Source organism: Streptomyces sp. NPDC051684 (assembly GCF_044453445.1).
GTDB lineage: Bacteria > Actinomycetota > Actinomycetes > Streptomycetales > Streptomycetaceae > Streptomyces.
The window spans coordinates 134196-158486 of the sequence record NZ_JBITCS010000020.1 but is presented as its reverse complement, the minus strand read 5'-3'; the positions used below and the strand labels follow the sequence as shown (position 1 = coordinate 158486).

The 24291-nt window shown below is 70.0% G+C and carries 20 protein-coding genes; 17 read left to right on the top strand and 3 right to left on the bottom strand.

All coding sequences use genetic code 11. The annotated features are described in order from the left end of the window. From secF to ACIA8D_RS24430, 3 genes are all read left to right on the top strand, one after another. Complete coding sequence (secF, locus tag ACIA8D_RS24440) at positions 1-1137, top strand: protein translocase subunit SecF (protein ID WP_399235409.1); 1137 nt, start codon at positions 1-3, stop codon at positions 1135-1137. Between the two features lie 155 nt (positions 1138-1292). Continuing rightward, entirely contained in the window at positions 1293-1832 is a 540-nt protein-coding gene (locus tag ACIA8D_RS24435) for an adenine phosphoribosyltransferase (protein ID WP_399235407.1), read from the top strand. A gap of 170 nt (positions 1833-2002) precedes the next feature. Beyond that, the gene (locus tag ACIA8D_RS24430) at positions 2003-4525 is read left to right on the top strand and encodes a RelA/SpoT family protein (protein WP_399235406.1); all 2523 of its coding nucleotides are present in this window, start codon (positions 2003-2005) and stop codon (positions 4523-4525) included. A 134-nt stretch (positions 4526-4659) separates the two neighbouring features. Here the strand turns inward: ACIA8D_RS24430 and ACIA8D_RS24425 are convergent, their stop codons facing one another. Together ACIA8D_RS24425 and ACIA8D_RS24420 are read right to left on the bottom strand one after the other, a co-directional pair. Further along, entirely contained in the window at positions 4660-5892 is a 1233-nt protein-coding gene (locus ACIA8D_RS24425; protein ID WP_399235404.1) for a DUF349 domain-containing protein, read from the bottom strand. Between the two features lie 202 nt (positions 5893-6094). Next, a complete protein-coding gene (locus ACIA8D_RS24420; RefSeq protein WP_399235403.1) occupies positions 6095-6874 on the bottom strand; it encodes a peptidylprolyl isomerase in 780 nt (259 codons plus the stop codon). A gap of 142 nt (positions 6875-7016) precedes the next feature. Between ACIA8D_RS24420 and ACIA8D_RS24415 the strand changes: the two genes are divergently transcribed. The 5 genes from ACIA8D_RS24415 (at position 7017) to rpsD (ending at position 12231) form a co-directional block, all read left to right on the top strand. Then, positions 7017-7727, top strand: coding sequence for an MBL fold metallo-hydrolase (locus ACIA8D_RS24415; protein ID WP_399235401.1), 711 nt, complete (start codon positions 7017-7019; stop codon positions 7725-7727). A 13-nt stretch (positions 7728-7740) separates the two neighbouring features. Further along, positions 7741-9003 (top strand): histidine--tRNA ligase, encoded by a 1263-nt coding sequence (hisS, locus tag ACIA8D_RS24410; protein ID WP_399235399.1) that lies wholly within the window; start codon positions 7741-7743, stop codon positions 9001-9003. Positions 9004-9180: 177 nt separating this feature from the next. After that, positions 9181-9822: a vitamin K epoxide reductase family protein gene (locus ACIA8D_RS24405; RefSeq protein WP_399235397.1), complete on the top strand. Its 642-nt coding sequence runs from the start codon at positions 9181-9183 to the stop codon at positions 9820-9822. A 60-nt stretch (positions 9823-9882) separates the two neighbouring features. Then, positions 9883-11250 (top strand): replication-associated recombination protein A, encoded by a 1368-nt coding sequence (locus ACIA8D_RS24400; protein WP_399235396.1) that lies wholly within the window; start codon positions 9883-9885, stop codon positions 11248-11250. 366 nt (positions 11251-11616) lie between these two features. Continuing rightward, the gene (rpsD, locus tag ACIA8D_RS24395; protein ID WP_327664298.1) at positions 11617-12231 is read left to right on the top strand and encodes a 30S ribosomal protein S4; all 615 of its coding nucleotides are present in this window, start codon (positions 11617-11619) and stop codon (positions 12229-12231) included. Between the two features lie 53 nt (positions 12232-12284). Here rpsD and ACIA8D_RS24390 read toward each other — a convergent pair whose 3' ends face one another. Beyond that, positions 12285-14528 (bottom strand): ATP-binding protein, encoded by a 2244-nt coding sequence (locus ACIA8D_RS24390; RefSeq protein ID WP_399235393.1) that lies wholly within the window; start codon positions 14526-14528, stop codon positions 12285-12287. Between the two features lie 185 nt (positions 14529-14713). On the opposite strand from ACIA8D_RS24390, the gene ACIA8D_RS24385 reads away from it, so the two are divergent. From ACIA8D_RS24385 to aroB, 9 genes are all read left to right on the top strand, one after another. Further along, positions 14714-15160 carry a DUF948 domain-containing protein gene (locus tag ACIA8D_RS24385; RefSeq protein WP_385763044.1) on the top strand — a complete coding sequence of 149 codons (447 nt, stop codon included), beginning with the start codon at positions 14714-14716 and terminating at the stop codon, positions 15158-15160. Positions 15161-15168: 8 nt separating this feature from the next. Continuing rightward, positions 15169-15534 carry a DUF6167 family protein gene (locus ACIA8D_RS24380; protein ID WP_385763046.1) on the top strand — a complete coding sequence of 122 codons (366 nt, stop codon included), beginning with the start codon at positions 15169-15171 and terminating at the stop codon, positions 15532-15534. Continuing rightward, the gene (gene alaS, locus ACIA8D_RS24375) at positions 15534-18206 is read left to right on the top strand and encodes an alanine--tRNA ligase (RefSeq protein ID WP_399235391.1); all 2673 of its coding nucleotides are present in this window, start codon (positions 15534-15536) and stop codon (positions 18204-18206) included. The genes ACIA8D_RS24380 and alaS overlap by 1 nt, the downstream gene beginning before the upstream one ends. After that, entirely contained in the window at positions 18206-18670 is a 465-nt protein-coding gene (gene ruvX, locus ACIA8D_RS24370; protein ID WP_399235388.1) for a Holliday junction resolvase RuvX, read from the top strand. Before alaS ends, ruvX begins: the two co-directional genes overlap by 1 nt. A 128-nt stretch (positions 18671-18798) precedes the next feature. After that, positions 18799-20427 carry an endolytic transglycosylase MltG gene (gene mltG / locus ACIA8D_RS24365; RefSeq protein ID WP_399235387.1) on the top strand — a complete coding sequence of 543 codons (1629 nt, stop codon included), beginning with the start codon at positions 18799-18801 and terminating at the stop codon, positions 20425-20427. Beyond that, positions 20408-21241 carry a shikimate dehydrogenase gene (locus ACIA8D_RS24360; RefSeq protein WP_399235385.1) on the top strand — a complete coding sequence of 278 codons (834 nt, stop codon included), beginning with the start codon at positions 20408-20410 and terminating at the stop codon, positions 21239-21241. Before mltG ends, ACIA8D_RS24360 begins: the two co-directional genes overlap by 20 nt. 131 nt (positions 21242-21372) lie before the next feature. After that, a complete protein-coding gene (gene aroC, locus ACIA8D_RS24355; protein WP_399235384.1) occupies positions 21373-22557 on the top strand; it encodes a chorismate synthase in 1185 nt (394 codons plus the stop codon). Further along, positions 22554-23072, top strand: coding sequence for a shikimate kinase (locus ACIA8D_RS24350; protein ID WP_399235382.1), 519 nt, complete (start codon positions 22554-22556; stop codon positions 23070-23072). The genes aroC and ACIA8D_RS24350 overlap by 4 nt, the downstream gene beginning before the upstream one ends. Then, positions 23069-24169, top strand: a complete 1101-nt coding sequence (gene aroB / locus ACIA8D_RS24345) for a 3-dehydroquinate synthase (RefSeq protein ID WP_399235381.1) — start codon at positions 23069-23071, stop codon at positions 24167-24169. Before ACIA8D_RS24350 ends, aroB begins: the two co-directional genes overlap by 4 nt. Positions 24170-24291 lie beyond the last annotated feature (122 nt).

Below are 24291 nucleotides of genomic sequence, written 5' to 3'. Positions count from 1 at the left end.
ATGTCGAAGCTGGGCAATCTCGGCGCCAAGCTGTACCGCGGTGAGGTCGGTTACGACTTCATCGGCAAGCGCATGATCTGGTACGGCGTCTCGATCCTCATCACCATCACGGCCATCGTCGGCCTCGGGGTGCGCGGCCTGAACATGGGCATCGAGTTCGAGGGCGGCGCGATCTTCACGACGCCCAAGACCAGCGTCTCGGCCCAGAAGGCCGAGGAGTACGCGGCGGACGCCTCGGGCCACCCCGCGGTCGTCCAGGAGCTCGGCTCGGGCGGCCTGCGCATCCAGGTCGCGGGCGTCGACACCGCCAAGTCGGACCAGATCAAGGCCGAGCTGTCCAAGGACATGGACATCAAGGCCGACGACATCAACGCCGACCTGGTGGGCCCCAGTTGGGGCGCCTCCATCGCCAACAAGGCATGGCAGGGCCTGGCCATCTTCATGGTCCTGGTCGTGATCTATCTGGCGATCGCCTTCGAGTGGCGGATGGCGGTGGCGGCCCTCGTCGCGCTCATCCACGACATCACGATCACCGTCGGGATCTACGCCCTGGTGGGCTTCGAGGTCACGCAGGGCACGGTGATCGGTCTGTTGACCATCCTTGGCTATTCGCTCTACGACACGGTCGTCGTCTTCGACTCGCTCAAGGAACAGACGAAGGACCTGGAGAAGCAGACGCGCTGGACGTACAGCGAGGTCGCCAACCGGTCGATCAACAGCACCCTGGTCCGCTCGATCAACACCACGGTCGTGGCGCTCCTCCCGGTCGGCGGCCTGCTGTTCATCGGCGGCGGCTTCCTCGGCGCGGGCATGCTGAACGACATCTCGCTGTCGCTCTTCGTGGGCCTCGCCGCCGGTGCGTACTCGTCGATCTTCATCGCCACTCCGCTGGTCGCCGACCTCAAGGAGCGCGAGCCGAAGATGAAGGCGCTCAAGAAGCGGGTGCTCGTCAAGCGGGCCGCCGCCGCGGCGAAGGCCGACACGGCCGTCGTGGGCCACCAGGCCGACGGCTCGTACGCGACGGACGAGGAGCCGCAGGACGCCGCCCCCGCGGGCGCCGGTCCCGCCGCCACGGGACCGCGCAACCAGCCGGCCCGCAACCGCGGCCGCGGCCGCCCCTCGGGCAAGCGCCGCTGAGCCGCACCCGTACGGTCGTCACAAGGGCGCCAGGAGCCTTCGAGGCCCTGGCGCCCTCGGCGTTTCCCGACAGCCGCGACTGCTAGGGTTGGCGGTCGCCGCAAAGCGGTCGAATCTCCTGGTAAAACTCTTCACATACTCGCTGAGGTGCAGAAATGACCGACATCAAGGAGCTGCTCCTCAGCCGCATCCGCGATGTGCAGGACTATCCGGAGCCCGGTGTCCTGTTCAAGGACATCACGCCGCTGCTCGCGGACCCGGCGGCCTTCACGGCCCTCACCGACACGCTCGCGGAGCTCTGCGTCCGCAACGGCGCCACGAAGATCGTCGGCCTGGAGGCGCGCGGCTTCATCCTGGGCGCCCCCGTCGCGATCCGCGCGGGCCTCGGCTTCATCCCCGTACGCAAGGCGGGCAAGCTCCCCGGTGCCACGCTCGCGCAGTCGTACGAGCTTGAGTACGGGTCCGCCGAGATCGAGGTGCACGCCGAGGACCTCGGCGCCGACGACCGGGTCATGGTGATCGACGACGTGCTCGCCACCGGCGGCACCGCCGAGGCCGCGGTGCATCTGATCCGCCGGGCCGGCGCCGAGGTCGCGGGCTGTGCCGTCCTCATGGAGCTGGGTTTTCTGCCCGGCCGCGGACGGCTGGAATCCGCGCTTCAGGGTGCGCCGCTCGACGCCCTGCTCGTGGTGTAAAGCCGCAGCTCACAGCCTTGGCGGCGGGCCCGGAGGAATCCGGCGCCCGCCTCTGCTGTTTCACCAGTACGAAGGCGTCCCGTCCGCCCAGGGCGATCCGAGGACGCCGGATCGATACCATGGGCTCTCCGGGACCTGAACGGGGGACCCGTCGCGCACGAGGAGCGCCGTTGCCAGACGAGGCCAAGCCACTCTCCGCCGCCACGCATGACGAACAGGCCACGCGCGCCGCGGCTCCTTCCCGCACGCCCGAGAAGGACGGGAAGGCGGCGAGGCCTGCGCCGCCGAGCGGCACGGCGGCCGAGCAGCCGCGCACCAAGCCTCCCGCGAACCAGCCGCGGCCCACGCCGCCGCCCGCGATCCGCGCGGCCACGAGCCAGCCCGCCGCGCGTTCCGGCTCCTCGAACCGCGTCCGCGCCCGCCTGGCCCGCCTCGGCGTGCAGCGCTCGAACCCGTACAACCCGGTCCTGGAGCCGCTGCTGCGGATAGTGCGCAGCAACGACCCGAAGATCGAGACGTCCACGCTGCGCCAGGTCGAGCGCGCCTATCAGGTCGCCGAGCGCTGGCACCGCGGCCAGAAGCGCAAGAGCGGCGACCCGTACATCACGCACCCGCTCGCGGTGACGACGATCCTCGCCGAGCTGGGCATGGACCCGGCGACGCTGATGGCGGGCCTGCTGCACGACACGGTCGAGGACACCGAGTACGGCCTGGACACCCTCAAGCGCGACTTCGGCGACCAGGTCGCCCTGCTCGTCGACGGCGTCACCAAGCTCGACAAGGTCAAGTTCGGCGAGGCCGCGCAGGCCGAGACCGTGCGCAAGATGGTCGTCGCGATGGCCAAGGACCCGCGCGTCCTGGTCATCAAGCTCGCCGACCGCCTGCACAACATGCGCACCATGCGCTACCTCAAGCGCGAGAAGCAGGAGAAGAAGGCCCGCGAGACGCTGGAGATCTACGCTCCGCTGGCGCACCGCCTGGGCATGAACACCATCAAGTGGGAGCTGGAGGACCTCGCCTTCGCGATCCTCTACCCCAAGATGTACGACGAGATCGTGCGGCTCGTGGCCGAGCGCGCGCCCAAGCGCGACGAGTACCTGGCCATAGTGACCGACGAGGTGCAGTCCGACCTGCGCGCGGCCCGCATCAAGGCGACCGTCACAGGGCGCCCGAAGCACTACTACAGCGTCTACCAGAAGATGATCGTCCGCGGCCGTGACTTCGCGGAGATCTACGACCTGGTGGGCATCCGCGTCCTCGTCGACACGGTCCGCGACTGCTACGCGGCACTGGGCACCGTCCACGCCCGCTGGAACCCGGTTCCGGGGCGGTTCAAGGACTACATCGCGATGCCCAAGTTCAACATGTACCAGTCGCTGCACACGACGGTGATCGGCCCCAACGGCAAGCCGGTTGAGCTCCAGATCCGTACGTTCGACATGCACCGCCGCGCCGAGTACGGCATCGCCGCGCACTGGAAGTACAAGCAGGAGGCCGTCGCCGGCGCCTCCAAGGTGCGCACCGACGCCCCCAAGTCGTCCGGCAAGGGCAAGGACGACCACCTCAACGACATGGCGTGGCTGCGCCAACTCCTCGACTGGCAGAAGGAGACGGAGGACCCGGGCGAGTTCCTGGAGTCGCTCCGCTTCGACCTGTCGCGCAACGAGGTCTTCGTCTTCACGCCGAAGGGCGACGTCATAGCGCTCCCGGCCGGGGCGACCCCGGTGGACTTCTCGTACGCGGTCCACACGGAGGTCGGCCACCGGACCATAGGAGCACGCGTCAATGGACGCCTCGTGCCCCTCGAATCCACCCTGGACAACGGCGACTTGGTGGAGGTCTTCACCTCCAAGGCGCAGGGCGCGGGACCGTCCCGCGACTGGCTCGGCTTCGTGAAGTCGCCGCGTGCGCGCAACAAGATCCGTGCCTGGTTCTCCAAGGAGCGCCGCGAAGAGGCCATCGAGCAGGGCAAGGACGCCATCGCGCGCGCCATGCGCAAGCAGAACCTGCCGATCCAGCGGATCCTGACCGGCGACTCGCTCGTCACGCTCGCGCACGAGATGCGCTACCCGGACATCTCGTCCCTGTACGCCGCCATAGGCGAGGGCCATGTCACGGCGCAGTCCGTCGTGCAGAAGCTCGTCCAGGCGCTCGGCGGCGAGGAGGCCGCCAACGAGGACATCGCCGAGAGCGCGCCGCCCTCGCGGGGCCGCTCCAAGCGTCGCTCGAACGCGGACCCCGGTGTGGTGGTCAAGGGCGTCGACGACGTCTGGGTGAAGCTGGCGCGCTGCTGCACGCCGGTGCCCGGCGACCCGATCATCGGCTTCGTCACGCGCGGCAGCGGCGTATCGGTTCACCGCAGCGACTGCGTCAACGTGGACTCGCTCTCGCGCGAGCCCGAGCGCATCCTCGAGGTCGAGTGGGCGCCCACGCAGTCGTCGGTCTTCCTGGTCGCCATACAGGTCGAGGCCCTGGACCGCTCGCGGCTCCTGTCCGACGTGACCCGGGTCCTGTCGGACCAGCACGTGAACATCCTGTCCGCGGCGGTCCAGACCTCCCGCGACCGGGTGGCCACGTCCCGCTTCACCTTCGAAATGGGCGACCCGAAGCACCTGGGCCACGTCCTGAAGGCGGTACGTGGGGTCGAGGGCGTGTACGACGTGTACCGGGTGACGTCGGCGCGACGGCCATAGCCACTCGAGCCGGTCCGGACAATCAAGCCCCGCCGGCGATTGAGGCGCGGGGTCCGGGGCAGAGCCCCGAGACGTGGGAACGGCCCCCGAGCACAGTGCTCGGGGGCCGTCCACGTTCCGGCTGCGACGGAGGCTCAGCCTCCGAACTCGTGCAACCCCTTCACTGCCTGGTCGAGAAGCGCCTGACGGCCGTCCAGCTCCTTCTGGAGCTTGTCCGCCTTGGAGTTGTTGCCCTGGGCACGAGCCTGCTCGATCTGACCCGTGAGCTTGTCCACAGCCGCCTGCAACTGGCCGGTGAGGCCCTCCGCACGAGCCCGTGCCTCCGGGTTCGTCCGCCGCCACTCGGCTTCCTCGGACTCCTGGATGGCGCGCTCCACGGCGTGCATCCGCCCCTCGACCTTCGGCCGGGCGTCCCGCGGGACGTGACCGATGGCCTCCCACCGCTCGTTGATCGAGCGGAACGCGGCGCGTGCCGACTTCAGCTCGCCGATCGGCAGCAGCTTCTCGGCCTCGTCGGCGAGCGCCTCCTTGAGCTTGAGGTTCTCGCCCTGCTCGGCGTCGCGCTCGGCGAACACCGCGCTGCGGGCCGCGAAGAAGATGTCCTGGGCCCCGCGGAAGCGGTTCCACAGATCGTCCTCGTGCTCGCGCTGCGCGCGGCCCGCGGCCTTCCAGTCCGTCATCAGGTCGCGGTAACGGGCCGCCGTGGCACCCCAGTCCGTCGAGTTCGACAGCGACTCGGCCTCCGCGACCAGCTTCTCCTTGGTCTTGCGGGCCTCCTCGCGCTGCGCGTCGAGCGAGGCGAAGTGGGCCTTGCGACGCTTGGAGAACGCCGAGCGGGCGTGCGAGAAGCGGTGCCACAGCTCGTCGTCCGACTTGCGGTCCAGGCGCGGCAGGCCCTTCCAGGTGTCCACCAGGGCGCGCAGCCGCTCGCCGGCCGCCCGCCACTGCTCGGACTGGGCCAGCTCCTCCGCCTCGACGACCAGCGCCTCCTTGGAGTGCCGGGCTTCGTCGGACTGCTTGGCCTTCTGGGCCTTGCGCTCCTCGCGCCGCGTCTCGACGCTCGCCACCAGCTTGTCGAGCCGCTTGCCGAGCGCCTCCAGGTCACCGATCGCGTGCGCGTCCGTGACCTGCTCCCGCAGGTGCTCGATCGCCGTCATGGCGTCCTTGGCCGACAGGTCCGTCGTCTGCACCCGGCGTTCGAGGAGCCCGATCTCGACGACCAGGCCGTCGTACTTGCGCTTGAAGTAGGCCAGGGCCTCGTCAGGGGACCCCGCCTTCCACGAACCGACCTCTCGCTCGCTGCCTTCGGCCGAACGCACGTACACGGTCCCCGTCTCGTCGACGCGGCCCCACGGGTCGCTGCTCACAGCGCCTCCTCCACATGATGCCTGCGCGGGGTGTCTCGCCCCGGGGCATCGTCCACAGTTTCCTGGCGGGCCCGGCCCGCCCTCCACAACGCGGCTCGAATCCGCGCCGCACGAAGCCAATCTAGGCGACCGGCCGCCCCACTGTCCGCACTCAGCGCGGCACAATTCCGCGCCTACGCGCGCGTGGGGCGGCCCTGTGGCCTCACTTCTTGCCGACCGTCGCCTTGCTGATCTTGACGGCCTGCTTCGGCGCCCCGTCCTCCGAGCCACCGGTGACGCCCTTCGCGGCGACGTCCTGGACGACCTTGAGGCCCTTCGCGTCCATCGTGCCGACGGGCGTGTACGTGGGCGTCAGCTTGCTGTCCTTGTAGACGAGGAAGAACTGGCTGCCGCCGGAGTCGGGCTGCCCGGTGTTGGCCATCGCCACCGTGCCCGCCTTGTACGTCACCGAGCCGTCCTTGGCCGGCTTGCCGAGCCCCTTCAGGTTCTCGTCGGGGATCGTGTAGCCGGGGCCGCCCGCGCCGGTGCCCTCCGGGTCGCCGCACTGCAGGACGTAGATGCCCTTGGTGGTGAGGCGGTGGCACTTCGTCCCGTCGAAGAAGCCCTTGTCCGCGAGGTGCTTGAACGAGTTCACGGTGTGCGGGGTCTTCGCGGCGTCCATCGCGACCGTGATGTCGCCGACGTTCGTCTTGAAGGCCATGTCGTACTTGGCCTTCTTGTCGACCGTCATCTTGGGCTCCGACGCCTTCTTGCTCGGCGAGGCCGACGGGCTCGCCTCCGCGCCGGAGGTGTCCTTCTTGCCGTCACCGCTGAACGCCCCGGCGGCGTACGCGCCGCCCGTGCCGAGGACGGCCACCGCGAGCACGGAGGCGATCACGGTGTTGCGGGTGCGCGCCTTGCGTCGAGCGGACTCGCGCCGCTGCTGCTGGCGCAGGAACTTCTCCCGGGCGAGCTGACGCTGCCGCTGATCCTTGCTGACCACCGGGTCTTCTCCTCGTACGTCTCGTGACCTTCTACGGGCCCCTGATAGTGCCCCGTACCGTATATGGGTTCGCTGTGGAATCGACCGCGCCGGTAGGCTTCCACCGGCCGCATTCCGTTTCGACGACATACGAAGGACGATTGTGCTGATTGCCGGGTTCCCCGCCGGAGCCTGGGGCACCAACTGTTATCTGGTTGCCCCCGCCGCGGGTGAGGAGTGCGTGATCATCGACCCCGGCCACCAGGCCGCTCAGGGAGTCGAGGAAGCGCTCAAGAAGCACCGCCTCAAGCCGGTGGCGGTCGTCCTCACGCACGGGCACATCGACCATGTCGCCTCGGTCGTCCCGGTCTGCGGGTCGCACGACGTCCCGGCCTGGATCCACCCCGAGGACCGCTACATGATGAGCGACCCCGAGAAGGGCATCGGCCGCTCCATCGGCATGCCGCTGATGGGCGAGCTGACCGTGGGGGAGCCGGACGACGTGCGGGAGCTGTCCGACGGCGCGCGGCTGCAGCTCGCCGGGCTCGACTTCGGCGTGGCGCACGCGCCGGGCCATACCAAGGGGTCGGTGACCTTCCAGATGCCCGAGGCGGCGGACATTCCGTCCGTCTTCTTCTCGGGCGATCTGCTCTTCGCCGGCTCCATCGGACGCACCGACATGCCTGGTGGCTCCATGGACGACATGCTCGAATCGCTGGCACGCGTGTGCCTGCCGCTCGACGACTCGACCGTGGTGCTGTCCGGACACGGCTCCCAGACGACCATCGGCCAGGAACGCGCCACCAACCCGTATCTGCGGCAGGTGGCCGCCGGCCAGGGACCCTCCACCGAGGCTCCCCGACGAGGAATGTGACGAGAAACCTCCCGTGAGTACCTTCCAGGCCCCCAAGGGCACCTACGACCTGCTTCCGCCGGACTCCGCGACGTACCTCGCGGTCCGCGAGGCGATCTCCGCGCCGCTGCGGAACTCCGGCTACGGCTACATCGAGACGCCCGGCTTCGAGAACGTCGAGCTCTTCGCGCGCGGTGTCGGCGAGTCCACGGACATCGTCACCAAGGAGATGTACGCCTTCGAGACCAAGGGCGGCGACAAGCTGGCGCTGCGCCCCGAGGGCACCGCGTCCGTGCTGCGCGCCGCCCTGGAGGCCAACCTCCACAAGGCGGGCAACCTCCCGGTCAAGCTCTGGTACTCGGGCTCGTACTACCGCTACGAGCGTCCCCAGAAGGGCCGTTACCGGCACTTCTCCCAGGTGGGCGCCGAGGCGATCGGCGCCGAGGACCCGGCCCTCGACGCCGAGCTGATCATCCTGGCCGACCAGGCGTACCGCTCGCTCGGGCTGCGCGACTTCCGCATCCTGCTCAACTCCCTTGGCGACAAGGAGTGCCGCCCGGTGTACCGGGAGGCACTGCAGACCTTCCTGCGTGGCCTCGACCTCGACGAGGACACCCTGCGCCGCGCCGACATCAACCCGCTGCGCGTCCTCGACGACAAGCGGCCCGACGTGCAGAAGCAGCTCACGGACGCGCCGCTGCTGCGCGACTACCTGTGCGACGCCTGCAAGGCGTACCACGAGCAGGTGCGCGAACTCCTTACCGCCGAGGGCGTCGCCTTCGAGGACGACGAGAAGCTGGTCCGCGGCCTGGACTACTACACCCGTACGACCTTCGAGTTCGTCCACGACGGCCTCGGCTCGCAGTCCGCGGTCGGCGGCGGCGGCCGCTACGACGGCCTGTCCGAGATGATCGGCGGCCCCTCGCTGCCCTCGGTCGGCTGGGCGCTCGGAGTGGACCGCACCGTCCTGGCGCTCGAGGCGGAGGGCGTCGCGCTCGAACTGCCCGCCACCACCAGCGTGTTCGCGGTGCCGCTCGGCGGCGAGGCGCGGCGGGTGCTGTTCGCCAAGGTGACCGAGCTGCGCAAGGCCGGTGTCTCGGCGGACTTCTCCTTCGGCGGCAAGGGCCTCAAGGGCGCCATGAAGAACGCCAACCGCTCGGGCGCGCGGTTCACGCTCGTCGCCGGTGAGCGCGATCTGGCCGAGGGTGTCGTGCAGCTCAAGGACATGGAGTCGGGCGAGCAGGACGCCGTGGCCGTCGACGAGATCGTCGACGTGCTCACCGCGAAGCTGAAGTAGGCCGATTTACACAGTTGATGTTCGAGCCCCCGGAAACAGACTTCCGGGGGCTCGAACAATTTGGCCCCCTGAGGCGTACCTGCTTATGTCCAACGAACGGTGGACTCCGGGACGGGTGCGGCAGAATGAGCACGACCGCAGCACACCCACTCGCGTACTCACCTACGGATCGGCGTGATGAGCAAGACGACGACAGCAAGCGACACCGTCTCCCGTGACACCGGTGCCGAGCCCGCACCGCGATCCGTCGGCGGCAGCCGAGCCTTCGGGCTGCTTCTGGTGATCACAGGCGCGGCCGGACTGCTCGCCTCGTGGATCATCACGCTCGACAAGCTCAAGCTGGCCGAGGACCCGAACTTCACGCCGGGCTGCTCCCTGAACCCGGTCATCTCCTGCGGCAACATCATGAAGAGCGACCAGGCGACGGCCTTCGGGTTCCCGAACCCGTGGCTCGGCCTCGTCACCTACGCCATCGTGATCGGCGTTGGCATGAGCCTGCTGGCCCGCGCGCGGTTCCCGCGCTGGTACTGGCTGACCTTCAACTTCGGCTGCCTCTTCGGCGTCTGCTTCGTTTCCTGGCTGCAGTTCCAGTCCCTGTACCGGATCAACGCCCTGTGCCTGTGGTGCTGCCTGGCCTGGGTCGCCACGATCCTGATGTTCTGGTACGTCACGTCGTTCAACGTCCGCAACGGATTCCTGCCCGCGCCGCGCCCCCTCAGGACGTTCTTCGAGGACTTCACCTGGGCCCTGCCGGTGCTGCACATCGGAATCATCGCCGTGCTGATCTTCACGCGCTGGGGCTCCTCGCTCTGGGCCTGAGCGGCCCCGCACCGACCGGCGATCGCGGCGTTGTCAGTGACGTGACTTAGGGTTCTGATCGTGGAAGCCGACCTGTTCACCGCCGCAGCCGAAGAGCGCCAGGAGAAGGACCCGACCGCGAGCCCCCTGGCCGTCCGGATGCGCCCGCGCACCCTCGACGAGGTCGTCGGCCAGCAGCACCTGCTCAAGCAGGGTTCGCCGCTGCGCCGACTGGTCGGCGAGGGCGGCTCGGGCCCCGCCGGCGCCTCCTCGGTGATCCTCTGGGGGCCGCCCGGCATCGGCAAGACCACGCTCGCGTACGTGGTGTCCAAGGCGACCAACAAGCGGTTCGTGGAGCTGTCGGCGATCACCGCGGGCGTCAAGGAGGTGCGCAGCGTCATCGAGGGCGCCCGGCGAGCCCTGGGCGCCCACGGCAAGGACACCGTCCTCTTCCTCGACGAGATCCACCGCTTCAGTAAGGCCCAGCAGGACTCGCTGCTGCCCGCCGTGGAGAACCGCTGGGTGACGCTGATCGCGGCGACCACGGAGAACCCGTACTTCTCGGTGATCTCCCCGCTGCTGTCCCGCTCCCTACTGCTCACCCTGGAGCCGCTCACCGACGACGACCTGCGCGGACTGCTCGCGCGTGCGCTCACCGAGGAGCGCGGTCTCGCCGGCGCGGTGACCCTGGCCGAGGACGCCGAGGAGCACATCCTGCGGGTCGCCGGGGGCGACGCCAGGCGCGCGCTCACCGCCCTGGAGGCGGCCGCCGGAGCGGCCATCGCCAAGGGCGAGGAGAGCATCACCCTCGAAAGCGTCGAGGAGTCGGTGAACCGCGCGGCGGTGAAGTACGACAAGGACGGCGACCAGCACTACGACGTGGCGAGCGCCCTCATCAAGTCGATCCGCGGCTCGGACGTGGACGCGGCGCTGCACTATCTGGCCCGCATGATCGAGGCCGGCGAGGACCCCCGCTTCATCGCCCGCCGCCTGATGATCTCCGCGAGCGAGGACATCGGTCTCGCCGACCCCACGGCCCTGCCGACCGCCGTCGCCGCCGCCCAGGCCGTCGCGATGATCGGCTTCCCGGAGGCGGCGCTCACCCTGAGCCACGCGACGATCGCCCTCGCCCTGGCCCCGAAGTCCAACGCGGCGACGACCGCGATCGGCGCCGCCATGGAGGACGTCCGCAAGGGCCTCGCGGGCCCCGTCCCGCCGCACCTGCGCGACGGGCACTACAAGGGCGCCGCCAAGCTGGGCCACGCGCAGGGCTATGTGTATCCGCACGATGTGCCCGGCGGCATCGCGGCCCAGCAGTACGCCCCGGACGCGATAGCGGGCCGCCGCTACTACCAGCCGACGCGCTACGGGGCGGAGGCCCGGTACGCGGACGTGGTGGAGCGGGTCCGCGAGCGGCTCGGGGGCCCTGGCGGCGAGGGGTCCGACTGATCCGGTAGACTGCCCCGAAGTGCTGTGTCCCGTGCCCGGGATCCCGAAAGGGAGACCGGCACCACCAGAGCGGGACATCAAGCCGGATCCCCCGAACCGTACGGCGTCACAACCGCGCGGCACAGGAGATCCAGGAGCGTCGCGCACCGTCGAAGGTGTCGCGGGCAGCCCACCACCAGCCCGGCCCGCGAGGGCCCGGAGCCCGGTCGGTGGGCCACTCGCGTGCTGCACGTATGTGCCCAGACCTGGGAGCGGCTGCCCTGCCCCGCTGTTCGAAGCGAGGAGAGGGTTTCCCGGGCTGCGGATGCGACCTCCCCGAACCCTGGTGAAGCCGTATTCGCATCAGAAACACGAGGTGTTTGGTTCATGCCGAACCAGTCCCGCCCCAAGGTCAAGAAGTCGCGTGCCCTCGGCATCGCGCTGACCCCGAAGGCCGTCAAGTACTTCGAGGCCCGCCCCTACCCGCCGGGCGAGCACGGCCGCGGCCGCAAGCAGAACTCGGACTACAAGGTCCGTCTGCTCGAGAAGCAGCGTCTGCGCGCTCAGTACGACCTGAGCGAGAAGCAGATCGCCCGCGCCTACGACCGCGCCAAGAAGGTCGAGGGCAAGACGGGTGAGGCGCTCGTCATCGAGCTCGAGCGTCGTCTCGACGCCCTGGTGCTGCGTTCGGGCATCGCCCGCACGATCTACCAGGCCCGTCAGATGGTCGTGCACGGCCACATCGAGGTCAACGGCCAGAAGGTCGACAAGCCGTCCTTCCGCGTGAAGCCGGACGACGTCGTCATGGTCCGCGAGCGCAGCCGCAACAAGCCGCTGTTCCAGGTCGCGCGTGAGGGTGGCTTCGCCCCCGAGGGCGAGACCCCGCGTTACCTCCAGGTGAACCTGAAGGCCCTGGCCTTCCGCCTGGACCGTGACCCGAACCGCAAGGAGATCCCCGTGATCTGCGACGAGCAGCTCGTCGTCGAGTACTACGCCCGCTGATCTCCCTCACCGGAGTCTCCCGCACGGGAGAGCGGACGTAGTACCACCTGCGTTCAGCCCGCCGTCTCCCCGCCCTTCCAGGTGCGGGAGGCGGCGGGTTCGCGTTTGTCCCTGACCGGTTCCGCGGGGCGGGCCGGATGCGGGACCGCCGCGGCCGCCCGGCGCCGCCCGCCGCGGCTCAGGGCGCGGGACACCGCCTCGTCGTGCTCCAACTGCTCGCCGGTGCGCGCGAGTTCGGCGAATCGGGCGTCACCGAGTGCCCGCCGCGCCCGCTGCTCGCACAGCTCGTGCGGCGCGTTGTAGTAGGCCGAGCCGAACAGCGGCAGCCCCACGGAGGCCCACATCCGGCCCGCCGCCCCTTGCAGCACCGCCGCCTCGGCGGCGTCCCCCTCCTCGACCGTGACGAGGGCGAGCAGCTCCACCGACAGCACCGTGCCCAGCAGATCGTGGAACTCGTGGTCGATGGCCAGGCACTCGTCGAGCAGTGCACGGGCCTGCGCGCAACGCCCCTCCGTCCACTGCGCGTACGCCAGCACATAGAGCGCGTACGCGAGGGTCCAGCGCTCCCCGTGGTCCTCGCACACCTGGCGGACGTCCGTGCACAGCGCCACGGCCTCCGCCAGATCGCCCTGGAACGCGAGCGCCATCGCCAGCTCGACCTGGCCTATCAGGACGTTGCTGTTGAGCTCGCCGATCTCCCGGTAGCCGGCCAGCGCGGTGCGCAGCAGATCCTCAGCGCGCGGCAGGTCGTCGGTGACCAGGGCCAGGCACCCGGTGCGGTGCACCGCGTACGCGAGCGCCGTGGCGTCCCCGGACAGCTCCGCCTCCTCGCGGCACTCCTGAAGTGCGGCGAGCGCGGGCACCGTGTCGCCCTGAAGGATCGCGACGTAGCCGAGCACCCACAGCGCCTTGAGGCGCGAGGCCGCGTACTCCATGCCCTCGTCGCCGCCCCCGGGGCAGACGTCACCGTCGTCGAACTCGACGTCCAGGCCGACGCTGCGGTCCAGCCAGTGCCGCCCCTCGGACAGCCGCCCGCAGCCCGCCCAGTAGAACCAGAGCGTGCCTGCCAGGTACTGGCCCAGATGCGCCTCGCCCGGTTCGGTCAGGCAGTGGTCGAGGGCCGCCCGCAGATTCGGCAGCTCCGCCTCGATCCGGAAGGCCACCTCGCCCTGCCGCGGCGAGAACCAGTCCAGCTCGCACCAGGTGGCCAGGCCCATGTACCAGTCGCGGTGCCGACGCCGCATCCGGTGGCCGTCGCCCAGGGCGTCCAGCCACTCGGCCCCGTACGCGCGCACCGTGTCGAGCATCCGGTAGCGCACCTCGCCCCGGGCCTCCTCGCGGACGACCACGGACTGCGCGAGCAGCTCGTCGAGGACGTCGAGGACGTCGTCCGACGGCAGGCCCTCGCCACCGCACACGTACTCCGCCGCCTCCAGGTCGAAGGAGCCGGAGAACACCGAAAGCCGCGCCCACAGCAACCGCTCCTGAGGCGTGCACAGTTCATGGCTCCAGCCGATCGTGGTGCGCAGCGTCTGGTGGCGGGGCAGCACGTCCCGGCCGCCGCCCCGCAGCAGCCGGAACCGGTCGTCGAGCCGCTCCATCAGTTGCGGCGGCGACAGCACCCGCAGCCGCCCGGCGGCGAGTTCCACCGCGAGCGGCAGGCCGTCGAGCTGCCGGCACACCTCCAGTACGTCGATCAGCGTGCGGCCGTCCAGCTCGAACCCCGGCAGCAGCGCCGTGGCCCGGTCCGCGAACAGTTCCGCCGCGTCGGCCGGTGTCAGCGGGGCGAGCGGGAACACCCGTTCCCCGTCGATGGCGAGCGGCCTGCGGCCGACCGCGAGCACCCGGAGCCCCGGCGCCGCGCGCAGCAGGTCCCGTATGAGAGAGGCACACGCGTCGACGAGGTGTTCGAACCCGTCGAGCACGAGGACGAGCCGGCGCTCGGCGAGATGGTCCACGAGGACCTGGCGGGGTGCGCGGATGGTGTGGTCGGTGAGGCCGAGGGCCTCGGCGAGCGTGTACTCGACGAGCTCCGGCAGCCGCACGGTCGCCAGCTCCACCCGCCACACCCCGTCGGGACACAGGGACCGCGGGACCCGGGCGGCGGCGTGGGTGGCGAAGCGGGACTTGCCGACGCCGCCGACCCCGGTGACCGTGACCAGGCGGCCCGACTCCAGGGCCGCCGCCAGCGCCGTGAGTTCGGCGGCACGGCCGACGAAACGATTGAGTTCGTGGGGGAGGTTGCCGGGTTGTGGGGGACCGGCGGGGACATCAGTGGGGCGCGTAGAGCGTCGCATGGGGCACAGAGCGTACTCAGGCGTGCGCGGTCCGTACAATCGGACTGTCGAATGTCCACCGCTCGGGACGCGAATGCGGTACGGACCGCGGGGTCGGGCGCGATAGGCTCGGGGGACGACTTTTCGATGTTCAGCAGCTGTGCTTTCGCACAGGGCTTTCGCACAGAGCTAGGGAGCGGTGCCAAGTGTCCGGTGGAGAGGTTGCCGGGATTCTGGTGGCTGTCTTCTGGGCGATCCTGGTCTCCTTCCTCGCGGTGGCGCTCGTGAGGCTGGCCCAGACGCTCAGGGCGACCACCAAGCTGGTCGCGGACGTGACCGAACAGGCCGTCCCGCTGCTCGCCGACGCCTCTGCCGCGGTGCGCTCCGCGCAGACCCAGATCGACCGCGTCGACTCGATCGCCTCGGACGTCCAGGAAGTCACGTCGAACGCGTCGGCGCTCTCCTCCACCGTGGCCTCCACCTTCGGCGGGCCGCTGGTCAAGGTGGCCGCGTTCGGTTACGGAGTGCGCCGGGCCATCGGTGGCCGGGGCAAGGACGCGCCCGCCAAGGAGTCGCGCCGTACCGTGATCGTGGGGCGCACGCTCCCCGAGGCACGGCGGGCCAAGCGGGCCAACCGGAACAAGAGGGACTGACCGCAGACATGTTCCGCCGTACGTTCTGGTTCACCGCGGGCGCAGCCGCCGGCGTATGGGCCACCACCAAGGTCAACCGCAAGCTCAAGCAGCTGACTCCCGAGTCGCTCGCCGCGCAGGCGGCCAACAAGGCGGTCGAAGCGGGCCACAAGCTCAAGGACTTCGCCCTCGATGTCCGCGACAACATGGCGGAGCGCGAGGCCGAACTGGGCGACGCCCTCGGCATCAACGAGCAGCCGGACCCCGCGGAGCTGCCGCAGCGCCGCTTCGCCGTCATCCAGAACACCTTCACCACGAAGGCCGTTCACACCAAGCAACCCAAGTACCTCGAGAACACCAGGTACTCGATCAACAATCGGAATGAGGACCACTGATGGAGTCGGCTGAAATCCGTCGCCGCTGGCTGAGCTTCTTCGAGGAGCGTGGCCACAAGGTCGTGCCCTCGGCGTCGCTCATCGCGGACGACCCGACTCTGCTGCTCGTCCCCGCGGGCATGGTCCCGTTCAAGCCCTACTTCCTGGGCGAGGTCAAGCCGCCTGCGCCGCGCGCCACTTCGGTGCAGAAGTGCGTGCGCACGCCGGACATCGAAGAGGTCGGCAAGACCACCCGCCACGGCACGTTCTTCCAGATGTGCGGCAACTTCTCCTTCGGCGACTACTTCAAGGAAGGCGCCATCAAGTACGCCTGGGAGCTGCTCACCAGCTCCGTGGCGGACGGTGGCTACGGCCTGGAGCCCGAGAAGCTCTGGGTCACCGTCTACCTCGACGACGACGAGGCCGAGCGGATCTGGCACGAGGTCGTCGGTGTGCCGAAGGAGCGCATCCAGCGCCTGGGCAAGGCCGACAACTACTGGTCCATGGGCGTTCCGGGCCCCTGCGGCCCGTGTTCCGAGATCAATTACGACCGCGGCCCCGAGTTCGGCGAAGAGGGCGGCCCGGCCGTCAACGACGAGCGCTACGTGGAGATCTGGAACCTGGTCTTCATGCAGTACGAGCGCGGTCCGGGCACCGGCAAGGACGACTTCGAGATCCTCGGCGAGCTGCCGTCGCAGAACATCGACACGGGTCTCGGCCTGGAGCGCCTCGCGATGATCCTGCAGGGCGTACAGAACATGTACGAGACGGACACCCTGCGCGTCGTCATCGACAAGGCCACCGAGCTGACCGGCGTCGCCTACGGCGCCAAGCACGAGTCGGACGTCTCGCTGCGCGTCGTCGCCGACCACATGCGGACGTCGACGATGCTCATCGGCGACGGCGTCACGCCCGGCAACGAGGGCCGCGGCTATGTGCTGCGCCGCATCATGCGCCGCGCCATCCGCAACATGCGCATCCTCGGCGCCACGGGCCCCGTCGTGCAGCAGCTGCTCGACGTCGTGATCGACACGATGGGTCTGCAGTACCCGGAACTGATCACCGACCGCAAGCGCATCGAGCAGGTCGCGCTCGCCGAGGAGGCCGCGTTCCTCAAGGCACTCAAGGGCGGCACGAACATCCTGGACACCGCCGTCACCGAGACGAAGGCCGCCGGCAAGACGGTCCTCGCGGGCGACAAGGCGTTCCTGCTCCACGACACGTGGGGCTTCCCGATCGACCTCACCCTGGAGATGGCCGCCGAGCAGGGCATCTCCGTGGACGAGGACGGCTTCCGGCGCCTGATGAAGGAGCAGCGGGAGCGCGCCAAGGCGGACGCCCAGGCCAAGAAGACCGGCCACGTCAACGTCGGCGCGTACCGCGAGATCGCGGACGCCGCCGGTGCCACCGACTTCATCGGCTACGCCTCGACCGAGGGCGAGTCCCGCGTCGTCGGCCTGCTGGTGAACGGCGTCTCGTCGCCGGCCGCCTCCGAGGGCGACGAGGTCGAGGTCGTCCTCGACCGCACGCCGTTCTACGCCGAGGGCGGTGGCCAGATCGGCGACACCGGCCGCATCAAGCTGGACAACGGCGCGGTCGTCGAGGTCCGCGACTGCCAGAAGCCGGTCCCCGGCGTCTACGTCCACAAGGGCGTCGTCCAGGTCGGCGAGGTGACCGTCGGCGCCCCCGCCCAGGCGGTCATCGACGTGACGCGCCGCCGGGCCATCGCCCGCGCCCACTCCGCCACGCACCTCACGCACCAGGCGCTGCGCGACGCGCTCGGCCCGACGGCCGCGCAGGCCGGTTCCGAGAACCAGCCGGGCCGCTTCCGCTTCGACTTCGGTTCGCCGTCCGCCGTGCCCACGGCCGTGATGACGGACGTCGAGCAGAAGATCAACGAGGTCCTGGCCCGCGAGCTCGACGTGCACGCCGAGGTCATGTCGATCGACGAGGCCAAGAAGCAGGGCGCCATCGCCGAGTTCGGCGAGAAGTACGGCGAGCGGGTCCGCGTCGTGACCATGGGCGACTTCTCCAAGGAGCTGTGCGGTGGCACGCACGTGCACAACACCGCCCAGCTCGGCCTGGTGAAGCTGCTCGGCGAGTCCTCCATCGGCTCCGGCGTGCGCCGCATCGAGGCACTGGTCGGCGTCGACGCGTACAGCTTCCTCGCCAAGGAGCACACGGTCGTCGCCCAGCTCCAGGAGCTGATCAAGGGCCGCTCCGAGGAGCTGCCCGAGAAGGTCTCCGCGATGCTCGGCAAGCTCAAGGACGCCGAGAAGGAGATCGAGAAGTTCCGCGCGGAGAAGGTCCTCCAGGCCGCCGCCGGTCTCGCCGACTCCGCCAAGGACGTCCGCGGCGTCGCCGTCGTCACCGGCCAGGTCCCGGACGGCACCGGCTCCGACGACCTGCGCAAGCTGGTCCTCGACGTCCGCGGGCGCATCCAGGGCGGCCGTCCCGCCGTGGTCGCGCTCTTCACGACGGCCAACGGCAAGCCGCTCACGGTCATCGCCACCAATGACGCCGCTCGCGACCGCGGCCTCAAGGCCGGCGACCTGGTCCGTACGGCCGCCAAGACCCTCGGTGGCGGTGGCGGCGGCAAGCCGGACGTCGCGCAGGGCGGCGGCCAGAACCCGGCCGCGATCGGCGACGCCATCGACGCCGTCGAGCGCCTCGTCGCGGAGACCGCGAACTGATGCGCCGAGGCCGCCGCTTGGCGATCGACGTCGGGGACGCCCGGATCGGGGTCGCGTCCTGCGACCCCGACGGGATCCTCGCGACGCCGGTGGAGACCGTGCCGGGACGCGACGTCCCGGCCGCCCACCGGCGGCTGAAGCAGATCGTCGAGGAGTACGAGCCGATCGAGATCGTCGTCGGCCTCCCTCGCTCCCTCAAGGGCGGCGAGGGCCCTGCGGCGGCCAAGGTCCGCGCCTTCGCCCAGGAACTCGCCCAGGGCGTGGCACCCGTTCCAGTGAGACTTCTCGACGAGAGGATGACCACAGTGACGGCCAGTCAGGGCCTGCGCGCCAGCGGCGTTAAGTCCAAAAAGGGCCGCTCTGTCATCGACCAGGCGGCCGCGGTCATCATCCTCCAGCAGGCACTGGAGTCCGAACGGGCGTCAGGAACTGCTCCCGGCGAGGGCGTCGAAGTGGTTGTCTGATCGCGATACGGTAACGTTCCGCGCGACCGGCGGTGTTCGAATAGCCGCCGCACAGCATCAAGAGGCGGAACGGTTGACCTTCCAGATCGGACAGCGGCCCATCCCGCCTCGCGGCTTGTAGGGGACCGATGACTGAGTATGGCCGGGGCCAAGGCCCCGAACCGTGGCATCCCGCGGACCCGTACGGGGACCAGGGGTGGGGGCAGCAGGCCGGGCACGGCCAGGCTGCCTACGGCGGCCAGGGGAGTTACGACCCGCAGCAGGCCTACGGCGGTGACTGGGACACCGGTCAGCAGGGCTACGGCTACGGGCAGGATCCGGGCTACGGCCAGGACCCCGGCTACGGGCAGCAGTCCTACGGCGGACAGCAGCAGGGCCAGGGCGGCTGGGACAACGGCCAGGGCGGTCAGCCCCCCTACGGTGTGGACCCCGCGGACCCGTACGGCACCGGTCAGCACGCCGCGTACAACGGCGAGGAGCCGGACTACTACAACACTCCGGGCGCCTACCCGCCGCCGGAGCCGCCGGGCCACCGCCGCCCGCAGGACCCGGGTACCGGCTGGGACGCCGGACCTGACCAGGGCGAGGAAGCCTTCTTCAACGGCGGTGGCGACGACGAGGACGATTACGACGAGGGGCGCGGCGGGCGCCGGGGCCGCGGCGGCAAGAAGCCGAAGAAGCGGCGCAGCGGCTGCGCCTGCCTGGTCCTGACCGTGATCTTCGCGGCCGGTGTCGGCGGCGTCGGCTACTTCGGCTACCAGTTCTACCAGGATCGTTTCGGCGCGGCCCCGGACTACGCGGGCAGCGGCAACGGCGAGCAGATCACCGTCGTCATCCCGAAGGGCTCCGGCGGCTACACCATCGGGCAGAAGCTGAAGGACGCCGGCGTCGTGCAGAGCGTCGACGCGTTCGTCGCCGCCCAGTCCGCGGACCCGAAGGGCAAGTCGATCCAGGACGGCGCGTACGTCATGGAGAAGCAGATGTCCGCCTCCAGCGCCGTCGACCTGCTGCTCAGCCCGACGAGCCACGCCAACCTGACGATCCCCGAGGGCTGGCGCAACGCCAAGGTCTACGAGCTGATCGACAAGAAGCTCAAGATCTCCAAGGGCAGCACGGCCAAGGTCGCGAAGAAGGACTACAAGGACCTCGGCCTGCCCGACTGGGCACTGGACCACCGCAGCGTGAAGGACCCGCTGGAGGGCTTCCTCTACCCGTCGAGCTACGCCGCCGCCAAGGGCATGAAGCCCGAGGAGGTCCTGAAGGACATGGTGGCGCGGGCCAACGACAAGTACGAGCGGATCGACCTCGAGGGCGAGGCCGAGAAGCTCCACCTCGACAACCCGTGGCAGGTGCTCACCGTCGCGAGCCTCGTGCAGGCCGAGGGCAAGACGCACGACGACTTCCGGAAGATGGCCGAGGTCGTCTACAACCGCCTCAAGACGTCGAACACCGAGACCAACCAGCTCCTGCAGTTCGACTCGACCTTCAACTACCTCAAGGGTCAGAGCAACATCAACATCGGCGAGTCCGAGATCAACAGCAACAAGGACCCGTACAACACCTACACGCGCAAGGGGCTGCCGCCCGGCCCGATCGGCAACCCCGGTGACGTGGCGCTCGCCGCGACGCTCAACCCGACGAGCAACGGCTGGCTCTACTTCGTGGCCACGGACGGCATGCACAAGACCGAGTTCGCGAAGACCAACGCCGAGTTCGAGAAGCTGAAGGAAAAGTTCAATGCCAGCCAGGTCAACTGACGTGCGCAGGGCGGCGGTTCTGGGTTCGCCCATCGCGCACTCCCTGTCGCCGCAGCTGCACAACGCGGCGTACGCGGAGCTCGGCCTGGACGAGTGGCGCTACGACCGGTTCGAGACCGACGAGGCGGCGCTCCCCGCCTTCCTCGCCGGGCTCGGGCCCGAGTGGGCCGGGCTCTCACTGACGATGCCGCTGAAGCGTGCGGTGATCCCGCTGCTCGACGAGATCACGGAGACGGCGCGCTCGGTGGAGGCGGTGAACACCGTGGTGCTGCGCGCCGACGGGCGGAAGGTCGGCGACAACACCGACATCCCGGGGCTGATCGCGGCGCTGCACGAGCGCGGCGTGGAGAAGGTCGAGTCGGCGGCGATCCTCGGCGCGGGAGCCACCGCATCCTCCGCGCTGGCCGCCCTCTCCCGGATCTGCACGGGTGACGTCACCGCCTACGTGCGCAGTGCGGGGCGCGCCGACGAGATGCGTGGCTGGGGCGAGCGGCTCGGCGTTCCGGTGCGCATCGCCGACTGGTCCGAGGCGGACCGCGCCTTCGAAGTGCCCCTGGTGATCTCCACGACGCCGAAGGGCGGCACGGACCACCTGGTCGAGGCGGTCCCCGAGCAGGTCGGCACGCTCTTCGACGTCCTCTACGATCCGTGGCCCACGCCGCTCGCAGCGGCCTGGGAGCGGCGCGGCGGGGCGGTGCTCAGCGGGCTCGACCTGCTCGTGCACCAGGCGGTCTTCCAGTTCGAGCAGTTCACCGGGGAAACCCGTCCGGTGCTCGCCGCGATGCGCGAGGCGGGCGTCAAGGCGCTCGGCTGACCCCCGCCACCGGGCTCGCGCGTGTGGCACGCGTCTCATGTGGCGTCCGCACCCCGGACACCCGAAACGCCGGGCTCCGCGGACGTGGGAGGATCGTTCCCATACACAGAGCGCGAGCATGAGGAGCACCGTTGAGCAGGTTGCGCTGGCTGACCGCGGGGGAGTCGCACGGCCCCGCACTCGTCGCGACGCTGGAGGGACTTCCCGCCGGCGTTCCGATCACCACGGAGATGGTGGCGGACCACCTGGCACGGCGTCGCCTCGGCTATGGCCGCGGGGCCCGGATGAAATTCGAGCGCGACGAGGTCACGTTCCTGGGCGGTGTCCGGCACGGTCTGACGCTCGGTTCCCCGGTCGCGATCATGGTCGGCAACACCGAGTGGCCCAAGTGGGAAAAGGTCATGTCCGGTGACCCGGTCGACCCGGAGATCCTCAAGGACATGGCGCGCAACGCGCCGCTGACCCGCCCGCGCCCCGGCCACGCCGACCTCGCGGGCATGCAGAAGTACGGCTTCGACGAGGCCCGCCCGATCCTGGAGCGCGCCTCCGCCCGCGAGACGGCCGCCCGCGTGGCGCTCGGCGCGGTCGCCCGGTCGTACCTCAAGGAGACGGCCGGCATCGAGATCGTCAGCCACGTCGTCGAGCTGTGCTCGGTGAAGGCGCCGCAGGGCGTCTACCCGACCCCCGCCGACGTCGAGAAGCTGGACGCCGACCCGCTGCGCTGCCTGGACGCCGACGCGTCGAAGCAGATGGTGGCCGAGGTCGACCAGGCCCACAAGGACGGCGACACCCTCGGCGGCGTCGTCGAGGTCCTCGCCTACGACGTGCCGGTGGGCCTCGGCTCGCACGTGCACTGGGACCGCAAGCTCGACGCCCGCCTGGCCGGTGCGCTCATGGGCATCCAGGCCATCAAGGGCGTCGAGATCGGTGACGGCTTCGAGCTCGCGCGCGTGCCCGGCTCGCAGGCGCACGACGAGATCGTGAAGACGGACGACGGCATCCGCCGCGTCTCCGGTCACGCGGGTGGCACCGAGGGCGGCCTCACCACCGGTGAGCTGCTGCGCGTGCGCGCCGCCATGAAGCCGATCGCGACAGTGCCGCGCGCGCTGCAGACCATCGACGTCGCCACCGGCGAGGCCACGCAGGCCCATCACCAGCGCTCCGACGTCTCCGCCGTGCCGGCCGCCGGCATCGTCGCCGAGGCCATGGTCGCACTCGTCCTCGCGGACGCGGTCGCGGAGAAGTTCGGCGGCGACAGCGTGCCGGAGACCCGGCGCAACGTCACGTCGTACCTCGACAACCTCCAGATCCGGTGAGCGGCCCGCAGGTCGTCCTCGTAGGACCCATGGGTGTCGGCAAGTCGACGGTGGGCGCGCTGCTCGCCGAGCGGCTCGGCTGCGCCTACCGGGACACCGATGAGGACATCGTCACCGCCCAGGGCCGCACCATCGCGGACATCTTCGTCGACGAGGGCGAGGAGCAATTCCGCGCGCTGGAGAAGGCGTCCGTGGCGGCCGGGCTGGCCGAGCACGAGGGCGTTCTCGCACTCGGCGGCGGCGCGATCCTCGACGCGGACACGCGCGCGCTGCTCGCCGCCCACCCGACCGTCGTCTATCTCTCGATGGACGTCGAGGAGGCGGCCAAGCGCACCGGTCTGAACGCGGCCCGGCCGCTGCTCGCCGTCAACCCCCGCAAGCAGTGGCGGGAGCTGATGGAGGCGCGCAGGCATCTGTACACCGAGGTCGCCCAGGTGGTCGTGGCCACCGACGGCCGCACCCCCGACGAGGTCGCCGAAGCGGTCCTCGACGCACTGGAGTTGAAGCAGGCATGAGCGAGCAGCCGGAACAGGTCACCCGTATCCACGTCGGCGGCACCGCGGGAACGGACCCGTACGAGGTCTTGGTGGGGCGTCAACTCCTGGGTGAGCTGGGCTCGTTGATCGGCGACAAGGTCAAGCGCGTCGCCATCGTGCACCCGGAGGCGCTCGCCGAGACCGGCGAGGCGCTCCGCGCGGACCTGGCCGACCAGGGCTTCGAGGCGGTCGCCATCCAGGTGCCGAACGCCGAGGAGGCCAAGACCGCCGAGGTCGCCGCGTACTGCTGGAAGGCCCTCGGGCAGTCCAACTTCACGCGCTCCGACGTCGTCGTCGGCGTCGGCGGCGGCGCCACCACCGACCTCGCCGGGTTCGTGGCCGCGACCTGGCTGCGCGGCGTGCGCTGGATCGCCATCCCGACGACCGTGCTCGCCATGGTGGACGCGGCGGTCGGCGGCAAGACCGGCATCAACACCGCCGAGGGCAAGAACCTGGTGGGGTCCTTCCACCCGCCGGCGGGTGTGCTGTGCGATCTCGCGGCCCTGGACTCGTTGCCCGTGCACGACTTCGTGTCGGGCCTGGCGGAGGTCATCAAGGCCGGTTTCATCGCCGACGAGAAGATCCTCGAACTCATCGAGGAGGACCCGGAGTCGGCGCGCACGCCCACGGGCAAGCACACCGCCGAGCTGATCGAGCGCGCCATCAGGGTCAAGGCCGAGGTGGTCTCCTCCGACCTCAAGGAGGCGGGCCTGCGCGAGATCCTCAACTACGGGCACACGCTCGCGCACGCCATCGAGAAGAACGAGCGCTACAAGTGGCGGCACGGCGCGGCGGTCTCCGTCGGCATGCTCTTCGCCGCCGAACTCGGGCGCCTGGCGGGCCGGTTGGACGACGCGACGGCCGACCGGCACCGCACTGTCCTGGAGTCCGTGGGGCTGCCCCTGTCGTACCGCTACGACCAGTGGCCCAAGCTCCTCGAAACGATGAAGGTCGACAAGAAGTCCCGCGGGGACCTGCTGCGCTTCATCGTCCTCGACGGACTCGGCCGGCCCACCGTTCTCGAAGGGCCCGACCCCGCCGTGCTGCTCGCCGCGTACGGCGAAGTGGCGGAATAGGGAGGTCCGTTCACGTTCGGGCACGTCGTGACCTCCCCGGCCGTTCACACAACGGCGGCCGGGGACGGTACCGTTCAGTAGCGCCCCGTTCGCCGGCGCCCAATTGACCGTCGTACGAGATG